We start from the raw sequence: 14629 nt of genomic DNA on the forward strand, positions 1-14629 counted from the left end.
ATCGACGAAGAAGTCATCAATGTCACCAAAGTTCAAATCCAAACATGAGCAACCGAACGATGGATAATGTGACAACATACTCGCCTCTCTTAATCCGACCAAAACTGCTTCTTGCGCTTGCTCAAAGAGTGTCTCTTGGCATCCACTTTCGACGGCAGACAATTTGACTCTCGCTATTGAACCGTCAAGTCTGACTCATCGGACGGATACAAATACCACGCAACCAGTGCGCTACAATGATTGAAAGTTATTCTGACCATTCAGCCTCACGCTATTACCCAAGGCTATGGTTTTGAAATTAGACGCAGCGAGAGAGCGTTTATTTCTCGAAATGAAGGCACGTCCATGTCTGATCTTGATGCAGTTACCTTCACTGGCTGGGCAATCCAGAATCTTGTTGGTGGTTCTCTAAGTGACAACGTCTTTTAAGACTTAGTTATGATACGAGCAATCCCGAAATTTTGTTGGCTCCGACCTGCAGCAATTTAACAAACTGTATTAAACTCTCCAAATCGTGGCGCTGGGTTGGAGCGTGAACTGACAGAGTGGCCACGAGCCTCTTGTTTCTTTCTAGTACAGGAACGGCTACGGCAGTCATTCCCGGCATAAACTCCTCATCGTCTGTCGAATATCCTTTTAACGCAACATTGATGATTTCGGCGCGCAGAGCTTCTGGATCAGTTATTGTTTTCTTAGTGTTCGCGTTCAGGTTACGAGCGGAAAGAAACCCGTCCAACGTGTTCTCACGAAGCGTGGACAAGTACATCTTGCCGCTGGCCGTGCAATGAAACGGAACCTGGGTGCCAATCGGCAATTGAATCCTCAGGGGCCATTCCGTTTCTACCCGGTCCAGATATATCATTCCCTCCCGATCCGGGATGGCAAGGTTGCAGGTCTCGCCAATTTCATCAGCGATGCCCCGCAGGATCGCAAGGCGGGCCGTTCGAAGGTGCTCTGACGAGACCGTGTTCACCGAAAGCTGCCGCAATCGTGGTCCGGGACCATAGGATCGTCCATCCAGATCACGTTGAAGGAAACCTTCGGCCTCAGCCGTTAGAAGCAGGCGATGGACTGTCGGTTTCGCCAAACCCAATGATTCAATCAGGTCTGACGGTTTGACTGCGACCCCACGCTTTGCAACCTCTTCAAGGATCAATAGCAAACGCAGGTTCGTCGGGATTTGGGATTCTTTCTCTCGCGTGTCTGCGTTTGCCATCCCGCTAAACTCTAGTTGTTTGGCAACAAGATCAAGGCCAGATCAGGCACCAGAGAGACCAAAATCCACACAGACAGCAACGCCACAAGGTAAGGCACTGTATAGCGCAGCAGCCGGAAGTACGGCACACCTGTCACACCTGACGCAACATAGAGGTTCAGACCATATGGTGGCGTGATGAACCCAATCGAGGCACCCACAAGGAAAATCACCGAAAAATGGATCGGGTCGACCCCTACGGACGCAGCAATCGGTGCGAGGATCGGCGCTAGGATAATCGTAACCGGCAAGCTTTCCAGAACCATGCCTGAGAAAAAGACGATGACCATCGATGTGAACAGAACCGCGTAATACCCACCCATTGAGGTAACGAAATCTCCGATCGTTTGTTGTGCTCCAAGCAGCGACAGAATTTGCTGCATGACCACCGAGATCGCAATCAACGGTGCAAGGATACCCGTGATCTGAGCCGAGCGGATAACGATCGAGGGGATCTCAGGGATTGTGAATCCTTCGACAACCAGCATTTCGGCAAAGCTTTTGTCTGTGGGCGAGATATTATCCCGCGCGCCCATGATCCGGTTGATCGGATAGCTGACCAAGCCCGCGATGACACAGAAGCCAACGGTAACACCCGCCGCCTCAGTCGGTGAGAATTTGCCTGTATAGATGCCCCAAAGCACGAGGCCGATGGCGAAAAAGCCGAGCCATGCACCAAATGCCGTTTTGAGAATCCGGTTCAGTTGCAGCGGAATCAGGTGCCCCCACCCATTGATCCGACAGATGATCCAGCACGCGAATTGCATACCAAAAACCATAAGCGCACCAGGTATGATACCGGCGACGAACAGCTCAGAAATGGGCAGGTTCATCAAGAACCCGTAGACGATGAAGATGATGGATGGAGGAATGATGATCCCAACCGTACCGCCCGCCGCCGCTGTGGCCGCGCTAAAGCGTTCGTCATAGCCGCCTTTGACCATCTCAGGGTGCAGCATTGAACCGATGGTTGCGGTCGTTGCGGAGTTCGACCCGGAAATCGCCGCAAACAATCCACATGCCCCAAGCGATGCCATAGCCAGCCCGCCGCGTATCCAGCCTAAACAGGAATAGGCAAAATCACTCAGCCGCCGCGCGATCCCCGACTTGTTGATTAGGTCCCCGGTCAGGATGAACAGCGGCATCGCCAACAGGGCGAAGCCTTTGTTGAACACGTTCAGTAGCTCTGCACCCATATTGTCGAGTGTCAGCCCCAGAACGAATGAGCATCCGATCACCCAGTATCCGATGACCAGCAGCACCGGCACGCCCAACATGAACAGAAACGTCACGCCCAGCGAAATAAGTGTAACTAAAGTTCCGTCTGTCATCAGTCTGCCCCTATCACGGCCTGCTTGATCAGCGGCTCTCCGGTTTTCCAATTGTGCAGATCGTCAGCAAGGTTCTGAAACACGCGACCGACCATCAGAAAGAAGGACACGGGCGCGGCCAACAGAAACCACCACTGCATGATGTTGTCCGTCCCAAGTACGATCTGAAAATTCGAGGCTGACAGCGCAACGAGGCGAGTTGTGGTCACGATGACGATTACTGCAAAGATGAACCACAAAATGGCATCCAAAAACAAACACGCCAGTTGACCGCCGCGTGGCATCGCGGTCCGAAACTCGCTGAAGCTAAGATGCGTGCGCAGGCGGACATTATAGGACGCACCAAACCAGGCCATTATCATGAACAGAAGCGGAGGAATGGTGGTAGACCAGGGTTCCTGATCGTTAAAGACAAAGCGGTCAATCACACCCCAGAAGATGATCAGCGCAATCGCAAGGTAGGAATAGACCATGATCGACCGTTCGAAGTGGCGTTCAACAAAGGGCACTTTGCGATAGATCAGCATTACAAGAAAACCGCCGAGCGCGGCGGCAACAGTGCCGACAACCCAGGCGGCGTCGGATTCCAATGCGGATTGGATTTCGAATGAATCGCGAGTGAGCAAGGCGCTGAAAATTGCCCCGATATCTGCCCATAGTGACATGAACCCCGTCCTCCCAGTCGGTGTTTAGAGAAACCGGCCCGCGAGGGGCCGGTTCGAAATGTTAGATCAGGCCGCGCCTTTCCACCAACGGCGGGGCTCAACGTTTTCGGGCAGTGTGTCTGCTGGGATCTGCCGCGCGATGTCGTAGATTTCCTGATAGGTGTCGATGCCACCGGCCCATTTGTTCAGCCGCTCGCGCCACTGCGCCCAGGGTTCAGGATTAAAGTTCGGCGCACACATTTCCTCGGCCAGTTTGATCTGATCGTCCGGCAGGAATGCTGCACGTACACCGTTTTCCGCAAAGATGGTGTTAGGCAGCTGTGGTTCCGAGAAACCAACCGTGTTCAGCAGTGCAGCTTCGTTTGCACCCTGAATAAGGGCCTGCGTGAAATAGGACGATTCCATAACCGCGTCCTGAAGTTCACCGCCAAGACCGTCAAACACTTTGGCCGACATTGACGTATGTTCAGTACCGCAGAAGAATTTGAGATTGACGGATTGCGAGACGACCGGAGCCATGTTTGCGTAGGCAACGGCTGATGCCCAAGTTTCCGCTCCGTCGATCAGGCCCGTCTTCAGTGCGTCCAATGTTTCTTCCCATGCCACCGGCACGGGATTCAGGTTCAGCAGCTGCATGGCGATCCGGCCAAGCTGCGTCCCCGTTACACGGTTCTTCGTCCCAAACAGCTCTTCCAGCTTGGTGACTGTCGGCTTGTCAGAGAAGGTCGAGCCCATCTGCAGGCCGCGTAGTTCGCAGTGTGTGAACAGGAATTTCAACCCGTGACGTTTTTCAAGCGGGTCTCGCAGAATGCGCTGGCTGTCGGGGCTGTAGAAGAAATGATACTGCGCCGCCCTGCTGGGGAACATATAGGCATAGTCCAGCACGTTCAGATATGGCGCACCGCCCGCAGAGTTCTGGGTCGACGCCGCATAGATGTCGACGATTCCCTGCTGAGTCTTCTCAACACAGCTCAGTTGTCCGCAGATCTGGTTGTCGCCAATGAACTCGATCCGAATCTCACCGTCAGTGCGTTCTTCCAGATCTCGGGCAAATTCGATGGCCCCTGCCCGTTCGATCAGCAGGTTGCGTGTATTGAAGCCCGAAGCACCGAATTTCAGCGTGTGTTTAGGTTCTTTCGAAAACCGTTTTTCATAAGTTGATTCTGCGGCTTGCGCCAAATTGGCCAAACTCATCGCGCCGCCAAATCCACCTGCCGCCAGCAGCGTTGAACTCATGCCATAGCGCCCGGCTACGCGGAAAAAATCCCGCCGTGAGACACCGCTTAGTTTCTTACCGATCTCCATTGCTTACCTCCCTGATCGCAATTATTGAGACGTTTTGTATCAAAAAATGCTAGTATAGTTCCGGCAATTTGCATAGTGTTTTTTTCAGTTACCTTGGGAGGAGACAATCATGGAGGTGGATTATGCAGTCGTCGGAGCAGGCTCTTCGGGCTGCGTCATTGCCAATCGGCTAAGCGCTGACCCCAGCACAACAGTGGCATTGTTGGAAGCTGGTGGACCTGACACAAACCCGTGGATTCACATACCGGTTGGATACTTCAAAACCATGCATAACCCCTCATTGGATTGGTGTTACCGCACTGAACCAGATCCAGGTTTGAATGGACGCTCGATTGATTGGCCGCGCGGAAAGGTCCTTGGCGGATCTTCCTCGTTGAACGGGCTTTTGTATGTTCGCGGTCAGAAAGAGGACTATGACCGCTGGCGTCAGATGGGTAACGTCGGCTGGGGTTGGGATGACGTCTTGCCTCTGTTCAAACGCAGCGAGGATCAAGAGCGCGGCGAAGACGCATTTCACGGTACAGGCGGCCCGCTGTCGGTGTCCAACATGCGCATTCAGCGACCGATCTGTGACGCCTGGGTAGCCGCCGCCCAAGAGGCGGGTTACCCGTTTAATCCTGACTACAACGGGGTCGATCAGGAAGGCGTTGGTTACTTTCAGCTGACCACTCGGAATGGTCGTCGTTGCAGTGCGGCCGTTGCATACCTCAAACCGATCAGGAACAGACCGAACCTGAACATCATCACCCGTGCATTGGTAACCAAGGTCGAACTGGACGGCAAAAAAGCAACCGGACTTCTTTATCGCGACCGATCGGGTGAAGTGAAGTCGATCAAAGTGCGCCGCGAAATCATCTTGTCCGGTGGTGCCATCAACTCACCTCAGATTTTGATGTTGTCAGGCATCGGAGACCCGGATCACTTGAAGGCCAACGGCATTGAACCCGTTCATTCGCTGCCCGGCGTCGGCAAAGGGCTGCAGGATCACTTGCAGGCACGCCTGGTCTTCAAATGCAACGAGCCAACGCTGAATGATGAAGTGCGCAGCCTGTTCAATCAGGCACGGATCGCGCTGAAATACGCGCTATTCCGGGCCGGACCTATGACAATGGCGGCCAGCCTGGCCACCGGATTTCTGAAAACCCGCCCCGAAGTTCAGACTCCTGACATTCAATTCCACGTTCAACCCTGGTCTGCCGACAGCCCCGGAGAGGGCGTGCACCCGTTTTCTGCCTTCACAATGTCCGTCTGTCAGCTGAGGCCGGAAAGCCGCGGAGAACTGCGTCTGGATGGCCCCGATCCGGCCAGTTACGTCCAGATCATTCCAAACTATTTGTCGACGGAAACTGATTGCAGAACGATCGTCGACGGCGTGAACATCGCGCGGGACATCGCCCGGCATAATCCACTGGCTTCTAAGATTTCAGAAGAGTTCCGACCAACCTCTGATCTGTCCCGCGATGACTACGAAGGCACTTTGGATTGGGCGCGCTCGAATTCCGTCTCGATCTATCACCCGACAGGAACCTGCGCGATGGGCACCTCGGAAAGCTCTGTTGTGGACCCAAACCTGAAGGTCAAAGGAATCGAAAATCTGCGCGTTGCCGACTGTTCAATCATGCCGGAAATCGTCAGCGGCAACACTAACGCTCCAGCAATCATGATTGGTGAAAAAGCCAGTGAGTTGCTATGCGCAAACAAGTGATGCGTGAATTTGTATCTCTGCGTGAACTGGACCTGCCCAAGAGGTTCTGTCGCAATATATTGAGCGTGACGAGCGGTTTCCAAGATCCTTTGAAGGAATTCATAAACTGACTCTCGACTTGATTTGACCGGTAGTCATTCACGCGCTATTCCGATCAGCGTCATTGGTCAAAAACAATGTGACAGTACGCTCTGTCGCAAACTTCTGGGGCTCTCTGTTTGAAATGAAACTCTTTCGATATCGGAGATCCAAGTCTCAACCTGGGAAAGACAGCGATGGTTTCAATCTAAGGTGCAGACTTTCCAAATTTTGTTATCATACACGCGGTCTTCTTCTGTCCGCGCCATGGTGCTTCATACTGGGATCTGGAAGAAATCATGTCGGAAAGTACCTTAGACCATGATCATGCATCGCTGAACCAACGGGTAAGTCGATACAGGGCCTCATTGCCGAAGCCGCCGGAAAACTCGCTATTTCAACTGTTTGCCCAAATGGCAGGATGGCCAGCACACCAGTTCAATTTAGGCTGCCTAAGGAAATTCGCGACAGAGCCCTGAAACAACCGTGAAAAAGGTACGCCCGTCATAGCAGCCAAAACACAGTCAGCGCTTTCAAACCACCATGCTTACGATTTTAATCTGTCGGAAGTGGACCTTCAATTAGTCGTGACCGCAATTTCGATCGGTCGGATTGAAGTCGCTTAAGCATGTATACAAGATTTGCTAAAACACGAATAGAAAAAAAAACGCTGAGCGATACACGTGTTGTTCTCATCTCTGGATCCCGCCAGCCCGGAAATACTACACTAGCAACGGATATCGCTTCCTACGGAATTCCTTCCTAACCTTGGACGATGCAACTGTCTTGCAGTCAGTTTCCGAAAATCCGGTCGGTTTTGTTCGAGGACTGAATCGAGCAATAGTCGACGAGATCCGGCGGGCACTTGACCTAATTCTGGCTAATATGAAAACGGTGGATGATGACGGAAGGGTAGGGAGTTATCTGCTAACCGCGGCTGCTAATCTCATGACTATTCCAAAGGTCGCGGACTCCTTTCCAGGACGAATGGAATTTACTCGCCTCGTTCTCCTGAGTCAGGCAGAAATCCTAAAACGAAATCAGGACCTTTCGTCAGGGCATTAGATGCAAAAAAACCCTGACGTCGACAAGCTGGTCATCGGAGATGACCTTGTTAAGACAGTTCTTTCTGGTGGAAATCCGGAGGCACTTGGACGGAAAAGATGGCGACGAAAGGAGGATTGTTACGACGAATATGTCGACGCAATTGTCTCACGGTACGTCAGCGTCGTGGCCAGATCGAACGGCTCGCCTTCATGCCGAATTTACTGGCGGTTCTCGCGGAGCATTCCGGTCAACTATTCGGGGTCAGGTGGTGCCGTTGGTTTGGATCATGTGATCGCCCCAAAATATGTGCGCGTGTTCGAAAGCCTCTTCTTCGTGCACAGTTTATAGCCGTGGTTCACAAATCGCCTGAAGCGCCTCTCCAAATCCCCCAATCTGCACTTTCTTGATGCAGGTTTTCTCGTAGCAATAAGCAACGTTGCGCCGGATACTGTCAAAAAAGGAAAAGACACCCTTCCGGTCGATCATGGAGGTATTTGTGTTCCGCGAGTTACGCAATACTGCCTCCTGGGGCGGACAAAGGTGCACACTTTCCCATTTCGAGCATATGGGCAGCGGCTTGATAGCTTCGTAAAGCTATAGGAGGAGAAGGAGTACAGCCGATCACTTTCTTCGTTGGCAACATGTAACGTTCGGAATATGCCGGCGGAAAGCGGAAGTTCGCTGCAGCCGCACGGAGGCCTAGATTGCAGACGAAAAGCAGACCGTAAATTCCCAGTACGATGCTTGCTCTACATTGAAGAGAATGGTCGCTTCAGCAAAGGCAATCAAAAAAATGCAGCATCAAAATACACTCACGATCTTCTTACTTGGTGCTGTAAACTGGCTTGGTGATTAAAAAGCTGGCGGCGCAAGAAAAATGGTACTCGTGGAATTTCCTTGCAGAACTAACAGTACGGTGTTGAGATTGTTTCTGTCATTGGGAGGCTGGTCGGATATTGATTTGGTCAACGCAATTAGATCCACTAGCGACTTTGAGCGACCGCCTCCAACGACGAATTGACGAGTATCGCGCTGGGAATTTCGGCACGACACATAGGGGAGGAAAGAAATTGAAAAATCTGACGACAACGCTGGCGGGATCGCTGATAGCATTTGCGGCTTCGGTAAGTGCGGCCCAAGCTGAGAAGCTGACGTTTTACTGCTCGGCACAGGAAGATTGGTGTCAACTCATGGCGCGCAGTTTCGAGGATGCCACCGGCATAGACGTCAATATGACCCGCAAGTCGTCGGGCGAGACGTTTGCACAAATTCGTGCGGAAAGTTCTAACCCTAAAGGCGATGTATGGTGGGGCGGTACCGGTGATCCCCATTTGCAAGCTGCCGAAGAAGGCCTGACGATGGAATACGTGTCGCCGATGCGTGACCAGCTTCACGACTGGGCGATCTCGCAGGCTGAAAGTGCAGGTAACAAAACCATCGGAATTTATTCAGGCGCACTCGGCTACGGCTACAACTCCGACCTCTTGGCCGCGAACAGCCTGCCTGAGCCCGCATGTTGGAAAGACTTGCTGAAGCCCGAGTATAAAGGGCACGTGCAAATGGCGAACCCGAATTCCTCGGGCACCGCTTATACGACGCTTGCCTCGATGGTTCAGATATTTGGCGAAGGCGACGGCTTTGAGTTCATGAAGGGCCTACATTCGAACATCAACCAATACACCAAGTCGGGTTCAGCCCCAATCAAGGCCGCCGGTCGGGGTGAGAACACCATCGGTATCGTCTTCATGCATGATGCGGTCAAGCAGGCCGTATCAGGTTTTCCGGTCAAGGTCGTGGCCCCATGCGAAGGCACAGGCTATGAGATCGGCTCGATGTCGATCATTGACGGCGCTCGAAATGAAGAAGAAGCCAAAAAGTTCTATGACTGGGCGCTCAGCCCCGAGGCCCAGAACCTTGCGCTTGAGGTTAACGCCTTCCAGGTTCCGTCCAACAAAAATGCGGAAACCTCTGAAAGCGCACCTGACATGAGCCAGATCAAGCTGATCGACTATGACTTCAAAAAGTATGGCTCGTCAGATGAACGCAAGCGTCTTTTGCAGAAATGGGACGAAGAGGTCTCTGTGCTGCCTCAGTAAGTGACTGAAACCACGTCAAAAACGAACCACCCGGTTCTAATCTTCTGGATTGCTGCCGGGTGGATTGGTTTCTGCCTGCTGCCATGGTTCATGGTAGAGGATGGCATTTGGTCATTCGTATGGCTGGTCGATGGATATCCGTTCGATGAAGATAATGCGCCCGCCGCTTTTCTGGTCGGACAAGGCGAAAAGCTGTGGCTTACGCCGCTTTTGGTCCCGCTTGCGTTGCCTTTGTTGGTACTCGGCAAACCGAAGTCCGATCCGCAATACGCGCGCATCCTGATTTTGGCTGGTGCCTTGGGTTTTGGCTGGCTGATTGCGCAAGGATTCTCAATTGGCATTCGCGGCCTCAATTTCGACTGGATGAAGGCGCTGTTCGGAGACCCGAAGATCCGCCAGTTCGGCATGGGATACGGCGCGATGATCTGCGCCACAGCGTTCCTGTTCCTTTTAACTCAGGGTATTGCGGCGCGCGGCGCCATCAATGGCGACGTTTTCGTCGTCAGCGCTATTGGTGGCGTAATCACCATTGTTACAGTTTTCGTCTTCTTTCCAATTGCGAAGATGTTGTTTGCCGCCTTCGTTACTGAAGATGGTGCCTATTCAGTTTCGGTTTTTGCCTCGAAGTTCTTTGATGACCGACTTTGGGGCTTGGGTTGTTTTGCCGGTGCTAAATGCGGTGCCGCGTGGAACTCTCTGTTTCTTGCAATTCTTGTGGGTTTCATCACGACCGTGCTTGGCCTTTGTTTCGCGCTTGTCGTCACACGGTCGGGATTCCGCTTTAAACGCGGGATGCGCGCGCTGACGGTCTTGCCGATTATCACGCCGCCTTTCGTGATTGGTCTGGCACTGATCCTGTTGTTTGGGCTTTCCGGGTCGGTCACCAGATTTGTTGCCGAGATCTTTGGCGTGCAGCCGACGCGCTGGCTATATGGCATGCCCGGAGTGCTGATCGCTCAGACGCTGGCATTTACGCCAATCGCCTTTCTGGTTTTAATCGGGGTGGTGGAAGGGGTGTCACCTTCGATGGAGGAGGCCGCCCAAACCCTTCGAGCCAATCGTTGGCAAACCTTCAAAACCGTGTCCCTGCCTCTGATGCGCCCGGGCCTGGCTAATGCTTTTTTGCTGGGGTTCATCGAATCCATGGCCGATTTTGGCAACCCACTTGTCTTAGGCGGAAACTTCGATGTGCTTTCGACTGAGATATTTTTTGCCATCGTTGGTGCGCAGTACGATCAGGGCCGGGCTGCTGTTCTGGCCATGGTGCTCTTGTTCTTCACACTTTCTGCCTTCTATGCGCAGCGCGCGTGGTTGGGGAAAAAGAGTTATACCACCGTTTCCGGCAAGGGTGACGCCGGTGTACATCCCTTGATGCCAAAGGGCCTTGCCATACCGGTTCTGGGCATTGCAGTTGCCTGGGCGGTTTTCACTGCTGTGGTTTACGGGATGATCATCTACGGAAGTATTGTCGAACTGTGGGGCGTCGATAACTCGCTGACGTTCAAGCACTACGTCACTGCCTTTTCGGTCCGCTTCGAGGAAGAGGGTATTCGCTGGACCGGAGCCGCCTGGGACAGTTTCTGGACCACAATCACCATCGCCGGCATTGCCGCGCCTCTGACGGCCGCCGTGGGGTTGGTCACCGCCTATCTGCTAACGCGGCAAAGTTTTGCGGGAAAGAATGCGTTTGAATTTGGCACGATGCTCTCTTTCGCTATTCCCGGCACCGTTATTGGCGTCAGCTATATTCTGGCATTCAATGTGCCCCCAATCGAGATCACCGGCACAGGCGTTATCTTGGTCGTCAGCTTTATCTTCCGCAATATGCCGGTTGGGGTTCGCGCGGGTATCGCGTCGATGTCGCAGTTGGACAAATCCCTCGACGAGTCCTCGCTAACGCTTGGTGCGAACTCGTGGCAGACATTCAGGCGAGTGATCCTCCCGCTTTTGCGGCCGGCAATCCTGGCTGCGCTGGTCTACAGCTTTGTCCGGGCAATGACGGCGATTTCGGCGGTGATATTCCTTGTTTCCGCCGAGTATGACATGGCCACCAGCTATATTATCGGTCGGGTCGAGAACAACGATTACGGTCTTGCAATCGCATACTCCACAACGCTGATCTTCGTGATGTTGGCGGCAGTCGGGATGTTACAAATCCTCGTAGGCCGTGTTCAGATTGGGCGACGTACACAACTCGGAGCAGAGAAAACGACATGACCGAAACGACTATAGCAAGTAAGGCCGCGCCTGTTCGTTTCGACAGTGTTTCGAAAGTGTTCGGCAAGGATGTGGTGGCCGTCGATAGCATCGATCTGCACGTCCAAGCGGGCAAACTGGTGACTCTGTTAGGCCCCTCAGGCTGCGGTAAAACGACGACGTTGCGCATGATCGCAGGTCTGGAAATGGCGACCTCGGGCCGAATTCTGATCGGCGACCGGGACGTGACCAAATTACCCGCTACCGACCGTGACGTTTCGATGGTATTCCAATCCTACGCGCTTTTTCCTCACATGAGCGTGCTAGAAAACGTCATGTATGGGTTGACCTTTTCCGGCTTCGACAAGCGCGAGTCCCGATCGCGCGCGCTGCATGGGTTAGACTTGGTTGGCCTGAAGGGCTTCGACAATCGTTTGCCAAGCGAACTTTCCGGCGGGCAGCAACAGCGCGTTGCCGTCGCTCGTGCATTGGTTTTGGAGCCGCAGGTTTTGCTCTTTGACGAACCTCTCTCAAACCTCGATGCGAAACTGCGTCGCCAAGTTCGCGAAGATATCCGTGCCATTCAGCAAGATCTCGGTTTGACCGTCGTCTATGTGACACACGATCAGGAAGAAGCCCTTGCCGTTTCAGACGAGATTGTCGTCATGCGTAACGCTGCTATCGCTCAGATCGGAACACCGCGTAAACTCTATGATGCGCCGGTTGACCGGTTCGTGGCCGATTTCATTGGTGAGGCTAACCTGATCAATTGCACTATCCTATCCGTGGAAGGCGGTTTAGCCACGATCGAGATCGAGAGCTATCAACACACGCTCCCCTCTCGTGGTCTAACGCCAGGACCAGCAACGCTGGCCGTGCGCCCGTCACGGATTTTGATTGGATCTGATACCGGCATCCCGGCCAAAGTTGCCAAGGCGACCTATGTTGGTGTGAGGATGGAGTACACTCTGGCCGGTGCCTTCGGGCAGGTATTTGCTGTGCAGGACGACGTAGACGAACCGCTGGAAATCGGCTCGGATGTCAAAATGTCTTTTGCCGGACGCGGCCCCGTTCTGTTGCCGGAAGGGTGATGTGGGTAGGCTTTTAGTCGTCTCTCACCCGGAGGTCGTCGTCGAACCGGAGACACCGGTCACCGAATGGGGTTTGAGTGAAATTGGCCGCGCCCGAGCTGACACATTTGCACAAAGTAAGACCATGTCGTGCGTGACAGACATATGGTCCAGCACCGAGCGAAAAGCGTCCGAGACAGCGGCTATCCTTGCAAAACCTTTGGGGCTGCTCGCGAAATCCGAACCTGGACTGGGAGAAAACGACCGAAGCACTACCGGATTCCTTCCTCCCTCGATATTCGAGTCCGCCGCTGACACCTTTTTCGGGACACCCAATTCCAGCTTTCGTGGCTGGGAAACAGCCCATGCTGCGCAATTGCGCATCGTTCAAACAGTCCTGTCAATCGTCAAAAACCACGACGGAAGAGACCTGGCCATTGTAACCCACGGCGCGGTCGGGACACTGCTTTGGTGCCATCTGGCAGGGAAAGAAATCGACCGGCGGTTTGATCAATCTGGGCAGGGCCACTTCTGGCGCGCGGATATTAAAACTCTTCAACCCGAATTCGGGTGGCGCCCAATTGCCTGAAAGGCGTCATTCGTTCCAAGCGTCTTCGCAGATCATTTTCAAGGTCTCGAACACGGCCGGTGTACCAGCGATCACGCGACCACCATCCCTGATCATCCCGTCGGCGTCCTGATCCTCGATCTCGCCACCTGCTTCGGCGATCATCAACTGACCGGCGAGGCAATCCCAGGCGTTCATGTGCTCTTCAATGTACCCCAATAGACGTCCCGCCGCGACATAGGCCAGCGAAAGCGCACCGCTTGCATTGCGATGATAGAGAGCGCCACGTTCGATAAGGGCCGCAATCACCGGAACGACGTTTGACGCTTCGACCCGGTTCGAATAGCCAATTGAGACGGTTCCACTTGCAAGTTCCACGCTTGAGGCAACCTGCATGGCGTGTCCATTCAAAGTGGCACCTTCGCCTCGGACCGCCACGTAAGTTTCACCAACGTTTGGCTCGAAAATCACACCGACCTGCGTCTGACTTTCCGAAACGCCCGCTAAGACAATCGTCCAGGCAGGAATGCCATTGACGAAGTTCGTTGTCCCATCAATCGGATCAATCACCCAGTCAAAACCGCTGGAGCCAGCTTTTTCGGCGTGTTCTTCGCCATAAATCCCATCATCGGGAAAAGAGTTCATAATTTTTTGTCGAATGAAGGTTTCGACGTTGCGATCCGCCTCGCTGACCCAGTCCTGCGCGCCCTTTTGATCAATGACCAATGTGTCTCTGGCAGCAAAATACTCTAGCGCAAGCTCACCCGCCTCTTCGGCTACCGCGACGGCGAAGTTTCTTCTTGCAATGATGTTATGCATATGTCCGCTCGGTCTTGCCAAGTTGTTTATATAATGTTGAGAAGCATTAGCACAGGTATGATCAAACCGCCATTTACAGAAGTGTAATCATCCCAGAGGTTGAATGCTTCGGAAGGCGCGCAGTGGTTTGAGTTTGGAGTTAGTTGATATCGGCGGGGATAGAAGAATAGATTGATCTGTCATGCGCAGACAGAAATCTCTGTACCTGATATTGAGATTTGAAACTGTCGAAAATTTTTTTTCTCGGTTGCGTGTCGGTGGGTGCGATACTTTGATCGCGTTGTTTGGACTTTTGTGAGCACGATGTTCAGCGTCCGGTCCCAGTGTTCTGATCGGCTTGACATAGCTGCGTATCATGTCGGTGATGATAACTTTGAGCTTGCCAAAAATGATAATCGATTTCTTGAAGACGCGCTTTTGAGCAGCCTCATCTGACTGGTCCAAGTTGATTGTTAGTGCATCATCGGCCTCTGATCCATCGGGATGATGGTTTC

General features: G+C 53.1%; 11 protein-coding genes and 1 pseudogene. 6 read left to right on the plus strand and 6 right to left on the minus strand.

What is annotated here, in order from left to right; all coding sequences use genetic code 11:
- Positions 1-436: 436 nt before the first annotated feature.
- The 4 genes from AC2FIB_RS22070 to AC2FIB_RS22085 all read right to left on the minus strand — a co-directional run bounded on the left by AC2FIB_RS22070 (position 437) and on the right by AC2FIB_RS22085 (position 4556).
- Positions 437-1216, minus strand: coding sequence for an IclR family transcriptional regulator (locus AC2FIB_RS22070; protein ID WP_496737814.1), 780 nt, complete (start codon positions 1214-1216; stop codon positions 437-439).
- Positions 1217-1227: 11 nt separating this feature from the next.
- A complete protein-coding gene (locus tag AC2FIB_RS22075) occupies positions 1228-2586 on the minus strand; it encodes a TRAP transporter large permease (RefSeq protein WP_058276698.1) in 1359 nt (452 codons plus the stop codon).
- Positions 2586-3251 carry a TRAP transporter small permease gene (locus AC2FIB_RS22080; protein ID WP_058276699.1) on the minus strand — a complete coding sequence of 222 codons (666 nt, stop codon included), beginning with the start codon at positions 3249-3251 and terminating at the stop codon, positions 2586-2588. The genes AC2FIB_RS22075 and AC2FIB_RS22080 overlap by 1 nt, the downstream gene beginning before the upstream one ends.
- Before the next feature lie 66 nt (positions 3252-3317).
- Positions 3318-4556, minus strand: a complete 1239-nt coding sequence (locus AC2FIB_RS22085) for a TRAP transporter substrate-binding protein (RefSeq protein ID WP_058273422.1) — start codon at positions 4554-4556, stop codon at positions 3318-3320.
- A 109-nt stretch (positions 4557-4665) separates the two neighbouring features.
- Between AC2FIB_RS22085 and AC2FIB_RS22090 the strand changes: the two genes are divergently transcribed.
- The 6 genes from AC2FIB_RS22090 (at position 4666) to AC2FIB_RS22115 (ending at position 13337) form a co-directional block, all read left to right on the plus strand.
- Entirely contained in the window at positions 4666-6261 is a 1596-nt protein-coding gene (locus AC2FIB_RS22090; RefSeq protein ID WP_496737815.1) for a GMC family oxidoreductase, read from the plus strand.
- Between the two features lie 1143 nt (positions 6262-7404).
- On the plus strand, positions 7405-7734 hold the full coding sequence (locus AC2FIB_RS22095; protein WP_496737816.1) for a hypothetical protein: 330 nt from the start codon (positions 7405-7407) through the stop codon (positions 7732-7734).
- A 722-nt stretch (positions 7735-8456) separates the two neighbouring features.
- The gene (locus tag AC2FIB_RS22100; protein ID WP_496842720.1) at positions 8457-9482 is read left to right on the plus strand and encodes an ABC transporter substrate-binding protein; all 1026 of its coding nucleotides are present in this window, start codon (positions 8457-8459) and stop codon (positions 9480-9482) included.
- A complete protein-coding gene (locus AC2FIB_RS22105; protein ID WP_496737817.1) occupies positions 9483-11699 on the plus strand; it encodes an ABC transporter permease in 2217 nt (738 codons plus the stop codon).
- Positions 11696-12769, plus strand: coding sequence for an ABC transporter ATP-binding protein (locus AC2FIB_RS22110; protein WP_496737818.1), 1074 nt, complete (start codon positions 11696-11698; stop codon positions 12767-12769). Before AC2FIB_RS22105 ends, AC2FIB_RS22110 begins: the two co-directional genes overlap by 4 nt.
- The gene (locus tag AC2FIB_RS22115; protein ID WP_496737819.1) at positions 12717-13337 is read left to right on the plus strand and encodes a histidine phosphatase family protein; all 621 of its coding nucleotides are present in this window, start codon (positions 12717-12719) and stop codon (positions 13335-13337) included. Before AC2FIB_RS22110 ends, AC2FIB_RS22115 begins: the two co-directional genes overlap by 53 nt.
- Before the next feature lie 6 nt (positions 13338-13343).
- Here the strand turns inward: AC2FIB_RS22115 and AC2FIB_RS22120 are convergent, their stop codons facing one another.
- Both AC2FIB_RS22120 and AC2FIB_RS22125 read right to left on the minus strand, forming a co-directional pair.
- Positions 13344-14135: an inositol monophosphatase family protein gene (locus AC2FIB_RS22120; RefSeq protein ID WP_496737820.1), complete on the minus strand. Its 792-nt coding sequence runs from the start codon at positions 14133-14135 to the stop codon at positions 13344-13346.
- A gap of 87 nt (positions 14136-14222) precedes the next feature.
- Positions 14223-14629: pseudogene (locus AC2FIB_RS22125) on the minus strand (hypothetical protein); the annotation flags it as partial.

It is taken from the genome of Ruegeria sp. YTSA072 (genome assembly GCF_059610285.1).